The following is an 18,206-nucleotide window of genomic DNA, read 5'->3' as shown; positions in this document are numbered from 1 at the left end:
CTGCGGTCGGACCGTGAAGACATCGGACGCCCGCGCGCCGCAGGATGCGGAGGGACCAGTGACTGGCCAACTCTCACCTATCCCAAGAAGAAGGGGGGATGCGATGAACGACGACCTCGTCCTCGACCTCGCCGACCTCAGTGTGGACGACCTGGACATCCTGCCGGCATCGCCGGGCGCGAGCCTGGAGACCGTGAACGTGGGCCACGCCATGGTCGAGATCGGCGCATCCAACTGCACCTCCACGGGTACCCCGGCGAGCTGCTGTTCCTGCTGCTGCTGCTGAATCGAGCACCAGCACAGCCGTGTTCGGCGGTCCCTGGACCGCCGAACACGGCATCCCGGCGACGACGAGGAAGTGACGTTGACCGACGCAGTGACCGTCCCCCGCACCGGCCGGCTTCCCGGACCGCTCCCGGCTCGCTCCAGTGACGCCGCGACGGCCCCCGAAGCCCGCGTCGCCGTCATCGGCAAAAACGTCCTCGCCGCGACGATCCGCACCGCGCTGTCCCGTACGAGCCGGCTGGTACCGGAGGAGGATCTCGCCTGCGAGGCGGTCGTCACGGCCGAGGATCGCTGGGTGACCGCGACCGAGCCGCCGCGCGCCGACATCCGCTGGCTGCCGGTCCGGGTCGAGCTCGGCCAGATCGTGGTCGGCCCGACCACCGTTCCGGGCCGGACCGGATGTGCTCGATGTGCCCGGACGCGCCGGCATCGGGCCCTGGGCAAGGACAGCCCGCGCTCGGCACTCCTGCGGCGCCACGGCGAACGGCTCGCAGAGCGTGCGTCGCCGGTCCTCACCAGCTGGTCGTGCGAAACGGCCGCTGCCTTCGTGGCGAGCGAACTGGGCGCTGTCACTGGGGGGTTGACCGACAGAGCCCTCGTCTTCGTGTCGCTGACGACCCTCGCCGTCGACGTGCACCCTTTTCTGCCCGACCCGGGGTGTCCCTGGTGCGGCGGGCTCCCCGAGGACCGCCCGCCCGTCCTCATGGCACGGCCCCGCCCCAAGCCCGACCGGGACGTGCCCCGCGTGCGCGACCTCCGGGCCGACTGGGACGGGTTGGTCGCCCGGTACGTCGACGGACGCACCGGGCTGATCCGGCAGCTCGACGTGCGCACCGACTACCCGTACCCCATGGTTTCCGCCCCGTTGCTCCTGCCGAGCGGTGAGCAGGAGGCCGGGTTCGGACGCGATCTGGGCTACGGAGCCTGCGCCCGTACCGCGCTGGCGGAGGCCCTGGAGCGGCTGGGCGGGGCCCGGCCCGGGGGGCGTCGCACGACGGTGCGGGCCGGTTACGCCGAGGTGGCCGACCGGGCGCTGTGCCCGCCCGACCTGGGGCTGTACCCGCCGGAGCGGTACGCCGAGCCGGACTTCCCCTATCCGCCGTACGATCCGGACCTGATGCTCAACTGGGTGTGGGGACACTCCTTCGGCCGCGACGCCCCCGTCCTCGTACCGGAGGACTACGCGTACTACCGGACCCGGCACGACAACCCGGCGGCCAGGCCCCTGGCGTACGAGGTGTCCAACGGGTGTGCGCTGGGCGGCTGCCTGGAAGAGGCGGCGCTGCACGGACTGGTGGAGCTCGCCGAGCGGGACGCGTTCCTGCTGACCTGGTACGCCCGCCTCCCTGTACCGCGGGTGGACCTGCGGTCGGTGTCGGACCCCTGCATCGGTGCGCTCATCGAGCGCATCCGCCAGGACAGCGGCCACCGGGTGCTGGCCTTCGCCACCACCCCGGACCACGGCATCCCGACGGCCTGGGTGATGGCCGTGCGTCCCAGCGCATCGGGCCGGCACGACGAACCCGCCGCGGTCTGCGCAGCAGGCGCGCACTTCGATCCCGAACGCGCCCTGATGAACGGGCTGTTGGAGCTCACGGCGAACCTGGGATGGAACCGGTCGGCCTTCCGTGAGGAGCGGGACCGCATCGCGGCGATGATCGACGATCCCGGCCTGGTGCGCGAGATGCGGGACCACGCGCTGCTGTACTGCCACCCGGCCGCGTTCGGCCGCTTCGGTTTCCTGCTCGGCAACGGCGGTGACGCCGAAACGGGCGGCCTGCCCGTCGAGGAGGCGTTCGCGCACGCCACCTGCCGGCCGCGTCACCAGGACATGCGCGACGACCTGGCCGAGGCGGTGGCCCGGTTCATCGATCGGGGCCTGGACGTGGTCGTGGTCGACCAGACCACCGACGAGCACCGGGCAGGCGGTCTGGCCTGCGCGAAGGTGATCGTGCCGGGACTGCTGCCGATGACGTTCGGGCACCGGATGCGTCGCACACACGGGCTGCCCCGGCTGCTGCGGCTTCCATCGGAACTCGGCCATCGTGCGGCGCCCCTGGCCGAGGAGGAGATCAATCCGCACCCGCACCCCTTCCCGTGACGTCGCCGTGCCCACTCCCCGCATTTCCGCACCTTCCGTGACTGGAGTCCGCCATGACCGATGAGTTCTCACCATCGGACGCCTTCGGCGTACGGATCGGCGGGCTGCCCGCGACCACGCTGGATGACTTGCGCTCGCCGGAGTTGTGGGACCAGGTCGAGACCGTACGCGGCACCGAACGCCGACTGGACCACCTGGCAGCCGAGTTGTCCGACCGTCTCTACCAGCAGATCGGACGGGCCGGTTCCGGCAAGCCGCTCCTGGTGGCCGTACGGCGAGCCATCCACAATCGCCGCCCGCTCGCCGAGCGCCACTGGAACGACGCCGTTCGTGCGCTGTTACCCCACGCCCTCGTCGCCCAGGTGGACACCTGGGCGCGGCTGCGGGCCGGCCATCAGGAGGCGCTGGCCCGACTCGACGAGCTGATCGGCCACCACCTGCGCACCCACCCCACGCTGCTGCGCAAGGCGGCAGCCGATCCCGGGTTCCAGCACGGTCTCGTGCTGAGCAGTCCGGTGCTCCTCGCCGAGGTGCGCAAATGGCTCGCGCACCCCGACGAGCGGGCACCGGAACGCTCGCTGGCGCTGCGGCTCGCAAAGTACCTCGGGCGGGTAACCATGAAGACCAGCCCGTTCAGCACGTTCACCGCGAGCGGCCTGGGTACGTGGAGCGACCGTGAACAGGGCCACGCGTCCACCGGCCCGGAAGTGCGTACGGTCGCCGAGCTGAACGTATGGGTCGTCCAACAGGTCGTCCGCAGACTCGGAAGCCATCCTGACCTCGCCGGGCGCTGCAGACTGCGACTCAACCCCAGCGCCACGTTCACCGAGGGTGGCTGGCAGTTCCTGGGGGCCGGGGCCGAGGAGCCGCTCCGGACCCTGCCCGAGGCGGCTGCGGTACGGGTGTGCGTGGAGGTGGTGCGCGAGGGCCGCCCCACCCGCGAGGAGGCGGCCCGGACCGTCGCGCGCCGCACCGGCGGCGACCCGGCCGCAGCCGGCGCGTACCTGGCGCGACTGGAGGAGCTGGGACTGCTGGAGGCCGAGCGGCCCTTCGCCGACCAGACCCTCGATCACGTCGCCGACCTGCGTTCATGGCTGGCCGGTGCGACGAGTCCGGAGCTCGTCGGGGTCGAGCGGGAACTCGCCGTGATCGCCGCAAAGCTGTCGGACTACCCGGAGATGACGGATCCGGCGCAACGAGTGCACGCCATCGAGACCGTCGAGGAGGCGCTACGACGGATCAGGGACTTGCTCGGCGCCGATCACCTCAGTCTGCCCGCCAAGAACAGCGTCATCGAGAACGCCCTGCTGGCGGCGCCCCTTCCCGCACCGGACCGAAGCGCGTGGGAACCGATCCTGAGAGATCTGGACGCGCTGCGACACTGCTACGCCGTGCTCGACCCGGCCCTGCCCGGCCGGGTCACGCTCGCCGACCTGTTCGCCGAGCGGGTCGGGGCCGGGGAGACCGTGCCGTTCCTGACCTTTCACCGGCAGGTCCAGACGTGGCTGCGCGAGGACCCCGCGCTGCTCGCCCTGCTTTCCGTCGCCGTGCACGGCTACCGGACGATGCACGAGCATCGGCTCACACGGCTGGGCGAGCTGGCGTCACTGCGGGACGCATTGTGCGAGGTGGTCCGCGCGGCGCCGGCCGATGCGCACGGAGTGGCACGGATCGCCCCCGAACGGCTCCTCGCGGTGACCGGGCGCCGGCCCGCGTGGATGCGGGTGCCGGACTCCGTGGCCTACTACGGCCAGCCCCTCGGCACCGGCTCTGTGCCCCAGTTCGTGGTCAACGCCGTTAACTCCGGGCACGGCCGGGGGCGTGACCGTATCGGACGGCTGCTCACCCAGGCCGGCATCGACGCGGCGCGGGACGCGGCCGTGGACACCGCCCTCCCGCCTGCCGGCGTCATCCATGCCGACACCTGCCGCCACTTCGGAAGCAACGTGGGGCTGCGAGCGTCCGCCGTGGCCGCAGAGATCGAGTACCCCGGAGGGCGCAGCCTGCGGGGCCCGGAACACCGCATCCCCCTGGGGGACCTCTATGTGCGGCACGATCCCGCACTCGGCCTGCTGGCCCTGCACGCCCGCGGGCACGCCGGCGAGCTGCGGCCGGTCCACCCGAACCTGATCGCGGAGCTGTGGCTGCCGCCGGCGCTGCGCCTGCTGATGCAGACCTTCGGCGCCACGTCCAATCTGCTGATCCCCGGACGACGGATGTTCGGCGACCCCTCCCTCGCCGAGGTGCGGGAGGTCCTGGCGGAACCGCGGGTGGTCGTGGGCCGTACGACGGTCAGCCGCCGGCAGTGGGTGCTGCCACCCGACGCCGTACCGCGGCGGGGCAAGGGTGAGAGCGACCGGTCCCTGCTGTTGCGGCTCGCCGGGTGGCTGGCAGAACACGGGATGCCGCAGCGCTGCTTCGTCCGTGCCTTGGACCCTCAGTCGGTGGTCAGCGGAGACGTGTGGCGGATCAAGTCCCGCAAGCCGCTCTACGTGGACTTCGCCAATCTGCTGCTGGTCGGGGTCTTCGAGCGGCTGCTCGCCTCCGGTGCAGGTCAGGTGCTGTTCCTCCAAGAGGCCAGGCCCGGCCCCTCGCAGATGCCGGAATACGGCGACAGCGGGCCTCGGGTGACCGAATACCTCATCGAGATCAACGAAGGACGGACACGATGAGTACGACGAACGGACATGGCGCGGGCCCTCGCCTGGATCCGGCGACCGCACGGTCGCAGGACTGGGTGTGCGCCCACGTCTTCTACGACACCGACCAGGACGCACTCATGAGCCGCTGCGTGCAGCCGTTGGTGTCGGAGCTGGAGAAACACGGACTGATCCAGCGGTACTTCTTTCTGCGCTACTGGGAGGGCGGCCCCCATGTCCGCCTGCGCCTGCTCCCCTCGCACGCCACCGACCGCGCCGAAGTCACCGAGGCGATGGAGCGTGGCCTGAGCGCGTTCCTCGCACTTTCACCCGCTCCTGATGTGGTGGACCGCTCCCGCTTCGCGCAGGTCGCGCAGGGGCTGGCCGGGCTGGAGGGCCGCGCCGGCCACGACGTCGTGGTGCGGGCCAACAACACCGTGGAGTTCCTTCCGTACGCACGCGAGCACGACGACTACGGCCACGGCGCCGCCATCGCTGCCGTGGAACGGCACTTCTGCGAGTCGAGCCGGCTGGCGCTGTCGGTGATCACGGCGGGCACCACCGTGGAGCAGCGGGCCTTGCTGGCGTTCGACCTGGTGGTGGGCGTGTTCGCGCTGTGCGACGAGGTCCGCGAGCGGTGGGCGCAGCACGGTGGTCCGCCGCTGCCGTTCGGGAGCGGCCCCGAGGCGGCCGACGTGGAACCGCGCTACCGACTCCAGCGGGAGCAACTGCACGCGCGCGCCCGGCGCACCTGGGCGCTCGCCGCCGAACCGGCCGGAACCGGTCAGCGCGGATACTGGCTCGCATCGGTACGGCAACTGCGCGACGAGCTGCACCGCATGGAGGAGTCCGGCGAGTTCGTCGCCGACTGGGCGGCCTCTCCGCTGGCGGAGCCGCTGGACCTGCCGGCGACCGCGCACCCGGCCACCAGCCTGGTGCTGTTGCGCTGCGCCCACCTGGTGAACAACCGGCTCGGGCTCACCCTGTGGCAGGAGAACCAGTTGCGGTTCCTGGTGGGGCGAGTGCTGGCCGAACTGCCCGAGGCACAGGACGTCGCATGACCGGGGGCGTCGAGGCGTCCTGGCACAGTCTGCACGTCCACCATCACGACGAGGCCGCGGAGCCGGAGCTGATCCGTGAGGCGGTACGCCCCGCGTTCGCCGGCGTGCGGCCCTGGGTGCGCGGCTGCTGGTTCGGCCGGCACTGGCTGCGCGGCCCCCACCTGCGCCTCAACTTCCTTACAGACGAGACGGCGTGGTGTGCGCGGGTTCGCCCGGTGGTGCGGAGCGTGGTCACGGACTACCTACGGGCGTGCCCCTCCACCGCGCGGCTGGACGAGGCCGCGCTGGCACCCGTGCACGAGCGGCTCGCGGAGCTGGAGATGGAGCCCGGGCCGCTCCGTCCGTGGGTGCCGGACAACACGGTCGTGGAGCGCCCGTACGACCATCGGCTGCAGGTGCTCGGCTCGCTCCGCGCCAGCGAGCTGATGGCGGACTTCCTCTCCGATACGACCGACCTCGCGTTCCGGATGTACGAGCAGCTGCGCACCGCTCCCTTGTCCGTGCTGGCCCTGGACCTGATGTGGACCACGGCGGCCGCGGCGGCGATCCCGTTCGAGGACGGCGGGGCCCCGATCGAGCGGGGGGTGCTGTCACTGCGCTCGCACGCGGACGCCTTTCTGTCCCGCACGAACGATCCGGTGGCCTACCGCACCCGCTTCGACGAGCGGTTCCGCCGCCAGGAAGCCGCCTTGAGCGCACGGCTGCGGGAGGTGGAAGCGGCCCTCGCGGAGCCGGAGGGCACCGATGCCACCGGCTCCGGGGTGGCATTCGTACCGGAGTGGGCGCGGGCCGTGCGTCGTCACCAACGCATCGCGCAGCCGCTGCTCGCCTCGGGCGAGGTGTCGATGGGCGGGGCGGCGCTGGCTCCGCGTATGCCGACGCGGCAGCTCAGCGAGTTCCACACGCTCTTGTTGTCCGACCATGGGCACCAGGAATTCCTCGTCGACGACGCGTGGTTCGCCTCGTTCCGCCTGGTGATGAACTACCTCTACCTCCACCTCAACCGGCTGGGTCTCGCGCCCGTGGAACGCGGTCTGCTGTGCCATCTGGCGGCGCGGACCGTGGAGTCGGTGCACGGCACGTCGGCCATCGCCAGCTTCGAGAGGTACGTGGCCGCGCCGGACGGGCGGGAGGAGCCCGGCTGGCGGCGGATCGGCGCTGAGTGGGCGGAGGGAACGCGATGAGGCCCGCGCTGCACCGGCCGGTCGTCAACCGCCGCTGAACACCTCGGCGAGCTGGCGGCGTCCGGCGATGCCCAATTTGCGGTACGCACCGGAGAGGTGGAATTCGACGGTGCGGACGGCAACGAACAGCCGGCCCGCGATGTCACGGTTGGAGTATCCGTCCCGGGCCAGGTGAAGGATCTTCCGTTCCTGGGGCGTCAGGCTGTCCAGGAGCGGATGGGCGGCGTGCGCGGCGGCGTGACCTTCGGGCTCCGGGGTCGCAGCGGGCACCACCTCACCGGCCGAGCGGAGGCGGGGAGTGGCCGAGAGCGCCCCGGAGGGGGCGAAAGGTTCCAGGCACCTTGCCTGGAGTGGCCCCAGGGCTCTCTGGATGCGGTGCGCCAGCGGATCGGCACCACAGGCATGGGCGAGCTGGAGGGCCGAGAGCAACTCGACGCGTGCCGCCTCCGTCCGGCCGGACCCGGCAAGCTCCGCCCCCAAGACCGCCTGCACCAGGGCATGTTGCATGCGGTCCGGGGACCGGGCGAGCGTCGTGGACGCCTCTGCCAGCACACTGATGCGCTGCTCCCCGGACTCGCCGAGTGCCAGGGCGTGCAACGCGGTGCCGACGGATTCCGGGGTGCCCCAGCGGCGGGCGTCCTCCAGTTCGGCTCCCGCGAGTGTGGCGGCCTCGTCGCGTTCCCCGCACGCCGCGAGGACCCGAGCGGCACGGGAGCGCCAAGGGAGCACCGCGGGGTTGCGCACGCCGGCCTCGTCCAGGAGGCGCCCCGCCGCGAGCAGGTCCTCCACAGCGCGGCCGGGATCGTCGCTCTCGTGGACCGCGGCCCGCGCGGCCAGGGCGTACGCCGAGTCCCGCCGCCACGGCAGCTGGTGCCGGTCCAGCCCGCTCTCGGCGAGCAGGGAGCGCGCCGAGTCCGTCGCTCCCCGCAGGGCCCGCACCTCGGCCAGGGCCGCCACGCCGATCACGGCCAAGGGGTGCCCGGCGGCTGCGAAGGAAAGCAGGCGGTCAGTCATGGGGGTCAGGGTGGCGTCGGCGGTAGAGAGGTCACCTCGGGCCCGCAACACCGTCGCGCGCACCAATGCCAACGTGATGTGGTCCAAGCGGCCGGCTCGGAGACCGGAGACCTGGCGCCCGCGGCTGCAATGGGTCCACGCCTCGGCGACTTCACCGGCCGCCACCAGCGCGCCGCAGGCGTGCCACAGCAGGGTGGCCGAACCGCACCCCTCCCCCCGGGGCAAGCCCTGCCGGGCGTACCGGGCGGCCGCCCCCCGGTCGGCGCCGGCATCGACCGCATGGACGGAGCGCAGGGCCGCGAGTTCCCGGCCGGCGACGCCCCGGCGTGGCGCCTGGCAGGTCAGCTTGCCCAGCGGATCGGCGGCCCGCGCCAGCCACAGCGGGGCGCGCCGGCAGATGAAAGCCTTGTGCAGGCGTAGCCGCAGTTGCCAGGAGTTGTCGCCCGGTGTTCGTCCGAGCCGGGCGGCAGCGTCGTCGAGGACGGTGACGGCGTCCTCGGACCGGCCACACCCGTCCAGCACGGCGGCCAGCGCCAGCGCGTACTCCACGACGATGCCAGGGGGATGGGACTCGCAGCGGGCGGCGTCCAAGAGGTGAACGGCACGCTCGGGGTCGATGACGGCGTACAGCTCGGCGAGTTCCCGGCGAATGGCCAACTTTTCCTGGGGACGGAGGGGCTCGCGGAGGACGCAGCGCCGATACCGTGCTGCGTCGTGGGGCCTGCCCTCCTGCTCCAGCTGACGTGCAGCCAGCCGCAGGCAGCGCTTCGCCCATTCCTCTCCCACGGGGCCGGTGGCGAGCAGGTGGTGGGCGACGGAGGTGGCTTCAGCCTGCCGGTCGCGCAGCAGGGCAGCTGCCCGCAGATGCAGCGCAGTCCGGGTGCCGGCGGCGATGCTGCCGAGGACCATCGCCTCCAGGAGCGGGTGGCGAAAGGCCAACGGGGTGCGGTTGGCGAGCACACAGGCGTCGACGAGTTGGTCGACGGCCGCGAGCGCCTCCTCGACCGTGAGGTGAGCCAGTTCAGCGCTGACCGCGACCTCGGCGCCGCCACCGAGCACGGCGACTGCCCGCGCCAGGGCCAGGGCGGGCGTGCCGAGCGGCGCCAGCCACCGGTCGGCTCCCGTCAGAGCACCTGATGCCGCGGTGGCGCGGAGCGCGTCCTCCGTGGGCGCGCTGTCGGAGTGCGGCGCCAGCAGGGCATGCAGGAGTGCGGGATTACCTCCGGTGAGGTCGCCACACACCGCGGCGGTCCGAGCGTCGAGAACGACGCCACATCGTGCGGCGGCAGCTTCGGGCAGATCCTCCGTGCGCAGCCCCGGCATGTCGATGGGCTCGGCCGCGGTGAGGAGTACGGAGACGGGCGCGTGGGAGGTGCCATTCGTGGCGGCGGCCCAGGCCCCGGCGCCGCAGATCGTGGCCGTGAGCACGATGGCCAGCGGCATCGGCGGCACTGTCCGGGACAGATCCAGCAGCCATCGGAGCGACCAGTTGTCGACACGGGCCACGTCGTCCACACACAGGGCAATGGGGGTCTTCCTCCCTGTCTGCACCACGGCAGCCCACCCCTGGACAGGGTCGCCATCCGGTGTGCAGTACTGGTCCGCCAAGAATTGGCCGTCACCGGGCCGTAACTGGGCGATGAGCCGATGGACCGCCGCATACGGGCGCTCCCCCAGTCCTGTCCCCCGTACCGCGGCCACGCGGAACCCAGCTGCGGAGGCTTCCTCTCCGAAAGCGTCCAGCAGCGCCGACTTCCCCGCTCCTGGCTCGCCACGGACGACCGTCAGATCCACCGCCCCGCGGCCCCTACGGGACTGGTCAAGCAGGGCACGGAGCCGCGCCGTCTCGCTCCCGCGGCCGATCTCCCCGAGCGCCATGAGCCCCTCCCGATCACCGGCCGTCCCACACTTCTCGCAGTACAAAAACGACGATCAGTCCACAGGACTCGCGATAGCCATGAAGGGGATACTTCCGCAATTGTCTCGAAAGAAGCGCCTTCTGGCAGAATGCCTTTAGGTGTCCTCGCACCCGATATGCGGCGTAGACGCGCACCGTGCCACTGCCCGCCGCCACACCGCTGGACGGGCCGGATCGCGCGGCACCCCCTGTTCCGGCGCCCGCTCCTCGGGAGCGCTCTCAAGCAGCCTGAGCATGCGCGCACACCTGCAGGCCAACAAGCCACACATCGCGCGTGTGCAGGCCGCTTCCCCGCTTCACGATCAGGAAGTGACCCTCGCGGTAAGCCCATAGTCCAGCTCTGCGCCATCGACGAGTACCGCCTCGACCGTACGCGTGCTGGGGTCGATGTCGGCCACGATTCCGTTCCCGGCGTAGCGGGGGTAGCCAGAGGCGCCCGTCTCGCCTGTGGCCTCGACGACCGCCGATCGCACGGCTGAGTCCTCCGCGGAGGCACCGCCTCTGCCCTCAACGTGTTCGGGCACCAACAAGATCTTGAAGCGCTGCGGCTCTGTAGTCACACTCCGATATTTAAGCGCCTGTGCCACCAGCCGTGGGACAGGCACACGGCATCGGATGTGCCCATGCGGGCTCCCCGAAGATCTGCCGTCGGGTAATCGGGGTTTCGGCGCGGGACGCGTTCATCGAGGGCGAGGACGGCGGCCCGCCCCAGCCCCAGACGGACTTTGCCGGCGGATTCCTTACCGGGCTCGGTGCCGTCACGTCACATTCCGGTCGACCGCATGTCCGCCAATGACCGGTTCTCGCCTGGGCGGGAACAGCTGCTCCTGCGAGGCTCAGGTCTCCGCAGAAGGCCCTATGCCGCATAAATTGCCTTTTTGGGAAAGGAATCCGCATGCGCGTCAGACTCGTCACGGCCGCCGTGGCTCTCTCCGTCGCACTGGGTGGCACCGTCCTCGCCGCACCCGCCGCTCAGGCCGCGGCGCACCGGCCCTCCGTGGCACCGGTGGCCAAGGCAGCCTCAGCCGGCTTCAACGTCGGAGGGATCTGGACCGTGTACCAGAGCAATTCGTCCAACGCCACGCTCTCCGTGACCCAGGACGCCCAGGGCAAGCTCACCGGTATAGCCAGGACGGGAAGTACGACAACGGGCACCATCGAGCAGGGGTTCGTGGACGGTTCCTACATCTACTTCGTCATCGCCTGGAGCGACGGCTCGAAGGGCCGCTACATAGGCTCCCGAGGCACTGACGGCCGCCTCAGTGGAGTCACCTCCGACCTGGCACATCCCTCCAGTCAGGCCACGTGGTACACCACCTGGACGTTCTGAAGCCGCATAGCTCCCCTGCGGGCCCCGGTGCGGCGCACCGGGGCCGCCTCGTCCGCGACCGGACGTCAACCCCCACGTGCGGGACACGTAGAGTCGAGCAGCTGGCCCATCACGAACTGGCCGAGCCCAACAACGAGCTCGCCGAGGAGAACCCGCGACCGTCCACTGACGGCATGCACGTGAAGGTCCCAGATCGCCGGGTCGGCTTCAGCACTGCCACAGGAACAACGCGCGGCCACACGGCTCGCAGGCGAATGCGTAGGCACTGCCCGCACCACCGAAGTTCATCGAGGTGCTGTGATCCGGGCCTTCCTCCAGCTGGACGATGAACGGCATCGTACGGGCGCATGAGGGGCAGGAGGGTGTCTCGTCTGCCTGAATCCAGGCAGGACGTCCCCCAAGCTGCCCCAGCACAGACGACTCGGGTCGTTCACTTCTCGCTGCCCACGCTGCGCGCGCCAGATCGTAGTCGTCCTCGGACTCGCGCTCCAGGACGACGGCCCGAACGTCGCCGAGCACGAGCGGCGCCTCCTCGTCCCCCTCAGGGAGGGGTATCGGCCCAAGGCCATCCAGTGGGAAGAGCAAGGCCCGGTTGCCTCCGGAGCGCGGCTCCCAGTCGTCGCACATGCCCGGGTCGTTCTGGCAGGCGAACAGGGCAAGGACTCCTCCCTTTCCCTTGCTCTCCCCCTCCTCTTCTCCGAGGTCATCCAGGACAACCTGGGCAAGGAACTGCATCGGGCCCTCACATGAGGAGCAGCATGGCCATTCGGTGCCGACCCCAGCCAGGGGCACTCCGCCTGTCCGGGTCACCAGCGCATCCGGCGCAGAAGGACCATTTTCGATCATCAGAGTCGTCATGGCCGGGACTCTAGGTCACACCGGTGACATCCCCTTCTAGCAAGCGCGCTGGTCACCTGCGTCCCGCTCGGGGTTGTCAAGCCACGCGGAACCCGCGGAACGTCACGTGCCTGCGGGTCCGGAAGCCGAGCCGCTCGTAGAGTGCGATCGCGCCGGTGTTCGTCTCGGCCACGTGCAGGAAGGGACGCTCGTTCCGCGCCGCGATACGCGCGGCAAGGGTGCTGATCAGGCGGGCGGCGTGGCCTTGTCCGCGGGCCTCGGGAGCGGTGCAGACGGTGCTGATCTCGGTCCATCCCGGAGGGCGGAGCCGCTCGCCGGCCATCGCCACCAGCGCGCCGTGCACGCGGATGCCCAGGTAGGTGCCGAGTTCGTTGGTGCGCGGCCAGAAGGGTCCCGGTCGGGTACGTGCGACGAGGTCGAGCATGTCGGGGATGTCTTGCGCGGTCAGTTCCTCGATGTCTGGGCCGGCATGCGGAACGCGCGGAGGGCTGCTTGCGGACCAGGTCATCTGACGGCCGTCAAGGGCAAAGACCGGCGCCCAGCTCGTCGGCGGCGTCGCCGGGGAACTGAACATGTCGGCGAGCTCGCCCCGGCCCAGAAGCCGGGCCAGGTCGGCCCACTCCGCCTCGTCAGGGGCAGCGGACACCGCGGCGAAGGTCGCGACGTCGGGAAGGTAGGTGGCGGCACGGCCGCGCCGGCGGGCGAGGTGGGCGTGCCGACCGCGAAGCGACTCCCCCACCGGGTCGTCGAGTGCCGTGGTGTGACCGTTCACTGTTGTCTCGTGCCTTTCGTGGCTCACGCTGCGGGTCGCCGGTGAGTGTCTCCGCGGAGTCCGTGCTTGTCAGGGGCGGAGTGCCCACTCGTACGCCATGGGAGCCGTTTCCACGACCTCTCTGGGCCAGGCTTGCCGAACCTGCTGGAGTCGGTCGTGGTGTTCGTCGAGCCAGCCGGCCGGCGGCCGGATCGTCAACGCTGTGGTGAGACGGTCTGGATCCTCGACCCAGACAGAGACCGATCGCTCGTCATTCACGTGGATACCGAGATGCAGGCCCCGGTCTCCACCGAGGCTCGCGTTGCCGCCCGGGGTGAGTTCGGCCAGCGACTGCTGCCAGGACGAGAGGTCCTGCGGGGAGAGACACATCTCCAAACGCGCGTCGACGAAGCTCGCGGATACCAGGACGTCAGCGCACAGGATGTCGTGGCCGGTCAGGACTCCGGGCCGGAAGCGGCCGGTGACGCGCACTGTGCAGCGGTTGCCGTCCCCGTCCTCCAAGTGGATCAGGTCCACTGCCTTCGGCTCCGTCACAGCTGGCCTCGTTTCCTCGCACTGGTCACGTGGCCATCCTTCCTCAAAAGCTTGCCCGCAACTGCTGGTCACGGGTGAGGTGAGCTTGGTGTGGTTGGTGTTTCGGCTCAGCAATCTCCGTTGTCCCGTTCCAGGTGATCTTGTAGTACTTCAGTCGTTCGTCTTCGGCGACCAGTCGCATGCCGACCGCGGCCATGACGTGTTGGGAGGCGGTGTTGTCGCGGTCGGTGTCGCCTTCCACGCTGGTGACGCCGTGGGCGCGCGCGAACGCCAGCAGGGCGCGGAGGGCTTCGGAGGCGTATCCCTTGCCCTGCGCTGACGGGATGAGGCCGTAGCCGATCGTGACACTGCCGTTTTCGTCCGGAGTTCCGTGGAAGTCCACGCCGCCGATGGTGCGCCCGTCCTCGCTGCGACGGATTTCGTACGTGCCGAACGGTCGGGGATCACCGGTGTTCGCACAGGTATTGAGGAATCGTCTGGCCGCGGAAACGTCGCCCTCCGCGGGGTAGTCGGGCGCCCATCGGGCGGTGTCATCCGGTTCTCCGGTCAGCACTCGCTCGGCTTCGCTGATGCTCAGCGGATGAAGTACGAGCCGCGCTGTCACAAGATCGTCCATGGCAGGGTGGACTATCACGCGCGAGCGCTGGACCGCACGCGGGTTTCGCACCCGGGCATCGCCCCGCCACCGGCTGCTGGTCATTCGTACGTCGACGATGCCAGCGGTGAGAGCGGCGGAATCCAGTCTGCGGCGCTACGGCAGGACGGAGCGCACCGCCTCCGGTGACCGGCCCAGCACTGTCGTCCCGTCGTCGGCGGTGATGATCGGCCGCTGGATCAACGTGGGGTGGGCGGTCAACGTCTCGATCCACCGGGTGCGGTCCGCCGCTTCGCGCGGCCACGCCGCCAGGCCCAGTTCGGCGGCGATGGGTTCGCCGAGGCGGGTGATGTCCCACGGTTCCAGGGCCAGGCGCCGCAGGACCGCGTCGAGTTCGTCTGCGGTCGGCGGCTCTTCCAAGTAGTGCCGCACTGTGTACTGCGCCTCTTCTGCGTCGAGCAGCGACAGCGCGGACCGGCACTTGGAGCAGGCCGGGTTGATCCAGATTTCCATCGGGTGGGTGTCTTTCGTTGGTGTCCGGGCGAAGCGGTGCCCCGCATGGTGCGGTCAGGTCAGGTGAGGCCGGCCAGGGCCAGGAATTCGCTGCGTGAGCGCGCATCGCTGCGCAGGGTGCCCAGGAGGGTGGAGGTGAGGGTGCTGGAGCCGGTGGCCTGGACGCCGCGCAGGGTCATGCAGGTGTGTTCGGCCTCGATCACGACACCCACGCCCTTGGGCTCGAGTTGGGTCTGCAGCCAGTCGGCGACCTGTTTGGTGAGGCGTTCCTGGACCTGCGGGCGGCAGGCGAAGTGTTCGACGACGCGGGCGAGTTTCGACAGGCCGAGGATGCGTCGGCCGGGCAGGTACCCGACGTGGGCGGTGCCGACGAACGGCAGCAGATGGTGTTCGCACACCGAGCGCACGGGGATGCTGCGGGCCAGGACGAGTTCGTCATAGCCCTCGTCGTTGGGGAAGGTGGTCAGGTCGAACGGTCGGGGGCTGAACAGCTCGGCGTAGGCGCGGGCCATGCGCCCCGGCGTTCCGTGCAGGCTCTCGGATGCGGTGCTGATGCCGAGTGCCTGCAGGAACTGTCCGGCGGCGCGTTCGGCTGCGACCAGGTCGATGCCGTCATTTTCCTGGACGACGCGCAGTGCGGCCTGCGCGGGTATCGGAGCGTCCGGGTCGCCGGGTGCCAGGTGCAGGGCGGTAGGGGGATGCTGGGTCATGTCAGCTGCCACCGATCCCGAGAGCGGTGAGCAGGACCAGGACCACGGTGACGACGGCGAAGAGGCCGTGCCCTGCCACCACCGGTACGGGGAAGTACCGCTCGGCGGGCTCGGACTGCTGTCCCGCGGCGGCCGCGGCGGAACGGGCCCGGTAGACCGGGATCCAACGCGCCAGCATCGCGAAGCCGAGCAGGGCGACGGGCACCAGGAGGCCGAAGGCGGTCCAGGCCAGGGCGTCCTTGTCGGTGATCACGTAGATGATCCAGGCGACCAGGCCGACCGCGGCGAGTGCGAAGTGCCCGAAGATGACGGGGACGGGCAGGCGGCTGTTGCCGGCCTTGGCGCCTCCGCGGGCGAGCCAGGTGCCGAGCATGTAGAAGCCGCCGAGAGCGGTGATCACCCAGGTGATCAGTGCGGCGATGTCCATGAGGACTCCTCGTGGTGAAGGGGGAACCCACCGCGGCCGCGTCTGCGCGCGGACACGCTGGTGGAGGTGGTCAGCCGGCAGAGCCCGGCGGACGGTGGGTGGGCACGAAGCCCTCGGCCTGGGTGCCCTCGTCGGCGACCCGCACGCCCCAGCGGTAGGCGAGCTTGCCGCCCAGGTACCCCGAGACGCCCAGGGCCGCGAGGCTCACGGCGCTCAGCGCGAGCATTCCGTCGCCCACGCCGCTATCGGGCCGGTGGCCGGCGTGCCGCCACAGGAAATTGGCGGCGTAGGCGGCGGTCACCAGCAGGTTCAGCGTCATGTGGACGAGGCCGACGCGGAACGCCCGGGTGCCCGGCGGGATGGCGAACAGGTCCAGGAACCCGACCAGGGCCGCGGCCAGCGCGCCGATCACCCCGAGCGCGATCAGCCACATCGCCCCCCGGACGAGGAAGTCCGGATCACGCGCGAGATGCGAGGCGATGTCGAAGACCAGACTGCCCACCCAGGCCCCGATGGGAACGGTGACCAGGATCGGGTGGAACGGGTGCCCGTACGGTCCGGCCAGCGCAGCACTCACCGGCCGCTTGGCTTGCTCATGCGACGGATCCACCATGACGCCTCCAGTTTCACCAACAAATCTTGGTCTTATTTGTGAGGGCCGTCAAGATGCCCAGCTCCACACCGCATCGCACGGAGGTTTGCCGGTTGCACCTATCGGTGTACGCGTTACTGTGAAGACGTGACCTCTGACGCAACGCCGCAGCCTCCTGCAGGTGACGCCGCGATCGAGTCCGTCAGCGTCCTCGGCGAGGACTCCCGACGGCAGATGTTCGCGTTCATCCGGCGCCAGCGCCGCCCCGTGACCCGCGACGAGGCAGCCGCCAGCGTGGGCATCTCACGCAAGCTCGCGGCCTTCCACCTCGACAAGCTCGTCGACGCCGGCCTGCTGCGCGCCCGGTACGAATCACCCGGCGGGATCCGGAAGGTCGGCCGTCAGCCCAAGGTCTACGAACCCACCGACAGCCACATCCACGTCAGCATCCCGGACCGCCGTCACGAACTGCTGGCCGACCTCCTGCTGGAGGCCGTCCTGACCGAGGACGACGGCGAATCCGCGGCCGAGGCCGCCCTGCGCTCAGCCCGCCGGCGCGGCCGGGAACTGGGCGCGAGCGAACGGGAACAGACACGTCCCGGCCGGCTCGGCGCAGAACGTGGACTGAGCGTCTGCGAGCGGATGCTCGACCAGCACGGTTTCGAGCCGGTCCGCGAAACCCCCACCCAACTGCGGCTGCGCAACTGCCCGTTCCACCCCCTGGCCGCCAAGGCCCCCGAGCTGGTGTGCGGCATGAACCACGCCTTCATCACCGGCTATCTGGAGGGCCTGAAGGTCAGCGGCGTAGAGGCGACGCTCGCCCCACGCCCCGGGGAATGCTGCGTCCAGCTGGGCCCTACCAAGGGGTGATGCACAGCCCTCTCCACCACAGCGACGTCGTCGAGCTCCCGACCGAGGACGTCACCGACGCCGCCTGGCGCCACCACTGAGCCGGCCAGCAGGATCAAGGCACGGTCGCAGCGCCGAGGTGCGCGTGGGCGACGACCACGGGAGCGGCCCGGCGTCCTTCGACCGGAGCATTCCCATGGTTACCAAACTCATGACGTACCACCGCCGCCCCTCGGCCACGACGGCATCGGCAGCACCAGGCACCGTCACGGCGACATCGTCCGCCTCCGACTGGGGGCTTCTGCTGATCAGGCTGACATTCGGGCTGCTGATGGCCGGGCACGGCACGCAAAAGCTGTTCGGGATCTTCGGAGGCAAGGGCCTGGCGGAGACCGGTAGGGGATTCGCCGGAGCCCACGGCCTCTGGGAGACGGACGGCGGAGTGGAGTACAGCGTCTGCATCGCCGTGGTCGCCCTCGGCATCACCGCCACCGGCCCCGGGCGGCTGGCGGTAGACCGATTCTTCCGCTGGGGCACGGGCGGGTGGCCCCAGGCCGCCTTCGCCCTCGGCCTGGGCGGCATCGCCGCCGCGATCACCCTCAGTCTTTGAACCTTCCCGCCCCACCCGCCGCGGCGCCGACGACGACGTTCTGCGACCGGAGCGCCCCCGGCGCGATACTTCCCACAGCGCCGGGGGGTCGTCCTCGCCCTCGTCCGGTGGGCCGGTACCCGCCTGCCTGGTGACCCGCCTCGCTCCCTCCGAACGGGGTCAACCGTGGCTGACTCGTGCCCGCTTCGACGGCGATGTCGGCCGGACGTCCTCG

Annotated in this window: 18 protein-coding genes; 8 read left to right on the top strand and 10 right to left on the bottom strand. The window is 70.6% G+C overall.

All coding sequences use genetic code 11. The annotated features are described in order from the left end of the window. Positions 1-103 precede the first annotated feature (103 nt). The 5 genes from OO62_RS01260 (at position 104) to OO62_RS01240 (ending at position 7,270) form a co-directional block, all read left to right on the top strand. Complete coding sequence (locus OO62_RS01260) at positions 104-286, top strand: hypothetical protein (RefSeq protein WP_033265174.1); 183 nt, start codon at positions 104-106, stop codon at positions 284-286. A gap of 78 nt (positions 287-364) precedes the next feature. Continuing rightward, positions 365-2,386, top strand: a complete 2,022-nt coding sequence (locus tag OO62_RS01255; protein WP_228332365.1) for a TOMM precursor leader peptide-binding protein — start codon at positions 365-367, stop codon at positions 2,384-2,386. A gap of 53 nt (positions 2,387-2,439) precedes the next feature. Further along, entirely contained in the window at positions 2,440-5,058 is a 2,619-nt protein-coding gene (locus tag OO62_RS01250; RefSeq protein WP_033265173.1) for a lantibiotic dehydratase, read from the top strand. After that, positions 5,055-6,086: a thiopeptide-type bacteriocin biosynthesis protein gene (locus tag OO62_RS01245; RefSeq protein ID WP_033265172.1), complete on the top strand. Its 1,032-nt coding sequence runs from the start codon at positions 5,055-5,057 to the stop codon at positions 6,084-6,086. The genes OO62_RS01250 and OO62_RS01245 overlap by 4 nt, the downstream gene beginning before the upstream one ends. After that, positions 6,083-7,270, top strand: a complete 1,188-nt coding sequence (locus OO62_RS01240) for a thiopeptide maturation pyridine synthase (RefSeq protein WP_033265171.1) — start codon at positions 6,083-6,085, stop codon at positions 7,268-7,270. The genes OO62_RS01245 and OO62_RS01240 overlap by 4 nt, the downstream gene beginning before the upstream one ends. A 24-nt stretch (positions 7,271-7,294) precedes the next feature. On the opposite strand, the gene OO62_RS01235 is transcribed toward OO62_RS01240, so the two are convergent. Both OO62_RS01235 and OO62_RS40385 read right to left on the bottom strand, forming a co-directional pair. Beyond that, positions 7,295-10,162 (bottom strand): helix-turn-helix transcriptional regulator, encoded by a 2,868-nt coding sequence (locus tag OO62_RS01235; protein ID WP_078616960.1) that lies wholly within the window; start codon positions 10,160-10,162, stop codon positions 7,295-7,297. A gap of 342 nt (positions 10,163-10,504) precedes the next feature. Further along, positions 10,505-10,762, bottom strand: a complete 258-nt coding sequence (locus OO62_RS40385) for a hypothetical protein (protein ID WP_033265170.1) — start codon at positions 10,760-10,762, stop codon at positions 10,505-10,507. A 335-nt stretch (positions 10,763-11,097) separates the two neighbouring features. Here OO62_RS40385 and OO62_RS01225 point away from each other — a divergent pair, with 335 nt between their 5' ends. Beyond that, complete coding sequence (locus OO62_RS01225; RefSeq protein ID WP_033265169.1) at positions 11,098-11,532, top strand: hypothetical protein; 435 nt, start codon at positions 11,098-11,100, stop codon at positions 11,530-11,532. A 207-nt stretch (positions 11,533-11,739) separates the two neighbouring features. On the opposite strand, the gene OO62_RS01220 is transcribed toward OO62_RS01225, so the two are convergent. The 8 genes from OO62_RS01220 to OO62_RS01185 form a co-directional block, all read right to left on the bottom strand. Continuing rightward, the gene (locus OO62_RS01220) at positions 11,740-12,390 is read right to left on the bottom strand and encodes a DUF1963 domain-containing protein (RefSeq protein WP_033265168.1); all 651 of its coding nucleotides are present in this window, start codon (positions 12,388-12,390) and stop codon (positions 11,740-11,742) included. 76 nt (positions 12,391-12,466) lie between these two features. Further along, positions 12,467-13,162 (bottom strand): GNAT family N-acetyltransferase, encoded by a 696-nt coding sequence (locus OO62_RS01215; RefSeq protein WP_033265167.1) that lies wholly within the window; start codon positions 13,160-13,162, stop codon positions 12,467-12,469. 69 nt (positions 13,163-13,231) lie between these two features. Then, positions 13,232-13,696: a DUF5959 family protein gene (locus OO62_RS01210; RefSeq protein WP_033265166.1), complete on the bottom strand. Its 465-nt coding sequence runs from the start codon at positions 13,694-13,696 to the stop codon at positions 13,232-13,234. Between the two features lie 43 nt (positions 13,697-13,739). Further along, a complete protein-coding gene (locus tag OO62_RS01205; RefSeq protein ID WP_078616959.1) occupies positions 13,740-14,312 on the bottom strand; it encodes a GNAT family N-acetyltransferase in 573 nt (190 codons plus the stop codon). 135 nt (positions 14,313-14,447) lie between these two features. After that, a complete protein-coding gene (locus tag OO62_RS01200) occupies positions 14,448-14,804 on the bottom strand; it encodes an ArsC/Spx/MgsR family protein (protein WP_033265165.1) in 357 nt (118 codons plus the stop codon). A 59-nt stretch (positions 14,805-14,863) separates the two neighbouring features. Further along, complete coding sequence (gene folE, locus OO62_RS01195; protein ID WP_078616958.1) at positions 14,864-15,514, bottom strand: GTP cyclohydrolase I FolE; 651 nt, start codon at positions 15,512-15,514, stop codon at positions 14,864-14,866. Between the two features lies 1 nt (position 15,515). Beyond that, complete coding sequence (locus OO62_RS01190) at positions 15,516-15,941, bottom strand: hypothetical protein (RefSeq protein ID WP_033265164.1); 426 nt, start codon at positions 15,939-15,941, stop codon at positions 15,516-15,518. Positions 15,942-16,011: 70 nt separating this feature from the next. Then, positions 16,012-16,554, bottom strand: coding sequence for a DUF2231 domain-containing protein (locus OO62_RS01185; RefSeq protein WP_033265163.1), 543 nt, complete (start codon positions 16,552-16,554; stop codon positions 16,012-16,014). A gap of 126 nt (positions 16,555-16,680) precedes the next feature. On the opposite strand from OO62_RS01185, the gene OO62_RS01180 reads away from it, so the two are divergent. Then, positions 16,681-17,403: a helix-turn-helix transcriptional regulator gene (locus OO62_RS01180; RefSeq protein WP_051732464.1), complete on the top strand. Its 723-nt coding sequence runs from the start codon at positions 16,681-16,683 to the stop codon at positions 17,401-17,403. Between the two features lie 175 nt (positions 17,404-17,578). Further along, the gene (locus OO62_RS01175) at positions 17,579-17,992 is read left to right on the top strand and encodes a hypothetical protein (RefSeq protein ID WP_033265282.1); all 414 of its coding nucleotides are present in this window, start codon (positions 17,579-17,581) and stop codon (positions 17,990-17,992) included. The last annotated feature ends 214 nt before the right edge of the window (positions 17,993-18,206 follow it).

Source organism: Streptomyces lydicus, assembly GCF_000717345.1.
In the GTDB taxonomy this organism is placed as follows: domain Bacteria; phylum Actinomycetota; class Actinomycetes; order Streptomycetales; family Streptomycetaceae; genus Streptomyces; species Streptomyces lydicus.
The sequence above is the reverse complement of the archived record's forward strand: the minus strand, read 5'-3'. Positions and strand labels throughout refer to the sequence as shown.

Excerpts from the sequence above, each read along its gene's own strand:
- OO62_RS01200 (WP_033265165.1), bottom strand. The coding sequence starts at position 14,804 with ATGGAAATCTGGATCAACCCGGCCTGCTCCAAGTGCCGGTCCGCGCTG.
- OO62_RS01245 (WP_033265172.1), top strand. The coding sequence starts at position 5,055 with ATGAGTACGACGAACGGACATGGCGCGGGCCCTCGCCTGGATCCGGCG.
- OO62_RS01190 (WP_033265164.1), bottom strand. The coding sequence starts at position 15,941 with ATGGACATCGCCGCACTGATCACCTGGGTGATCACCGCTCTCGGCGGC.
- OO62_RS01235 (WP_078616960.1), bottom strand. The coding sequence starts at position 10,162 with ATGGCGCTCGGGGAGATCGGCCGCGGGAGCGAGACGGCGCGGCTCCGT.
- OO62_RS01185 (WP_033265163.1), bottom strand. The coding sequence starts at position 16,554 with ATGGTGGATCCGTCGCATGAGCAAGCCAAGCGGCCGGTGAGTGCTGCG.
- OO62_RS01205 (WP_078616959.1), bottom strand. The coding sequence starts at position 14,312 with ATGGACGATCTTGTGACAGCGCGGCTCGTACTTCATCCGCTGAGCATC.
- OO62_RS01240 (WP_033265171.1), top strand. The coding sequence starts at position 6,083 with ATGACCGGGGGCGTCGAGGCGTCCTGGCACAGTCTGCACGTCCACCAT.
- OO62_RS01225 (WP_033265169.1), top strand. The coding sequence starts at position 11,098 with ATGCGCGTCAGACTCGTCACGGCCGCCGTGGCTCTCTCCGTCGCACTG.
- OO62_RS01220 (WP_033265168.1), bottom strand. The coding sequence starts at position 12,390 with ATGACGACTCTGATGATCGAAAATGGTCCTTCTGCGCCGGATGCGCTG.
- OO62_RS01260 (WP_033265174.1), top strand. The coding sequence starts at position 104 with ATGAACGACGACCTCGTCCTCGACCTCGCCGACCTCAGTGTGGACGAC.
- folE (WP_078616958.1), bottom strand. The coding sequence starts at position 15,514 with ATGACCCAGCATCCCCCTACCGCCCTGCACCTGGCACCCGGCGACCCG.
- OO62_RS01250 (WP_033265173.1), top strand. The coding sequence starts at position 2,440 with ATGACCGATGAGTTCTCACCATCGGACGCCTTCGGCGTACGGATCGGC.
- OO62_RS01175 (WP_033265282.1), top strand. The coding sequence starts at position 17,579 with ATGGTTACCAAACTCATGACGTACCACCGCCGCCCCTCGGCCACGACG.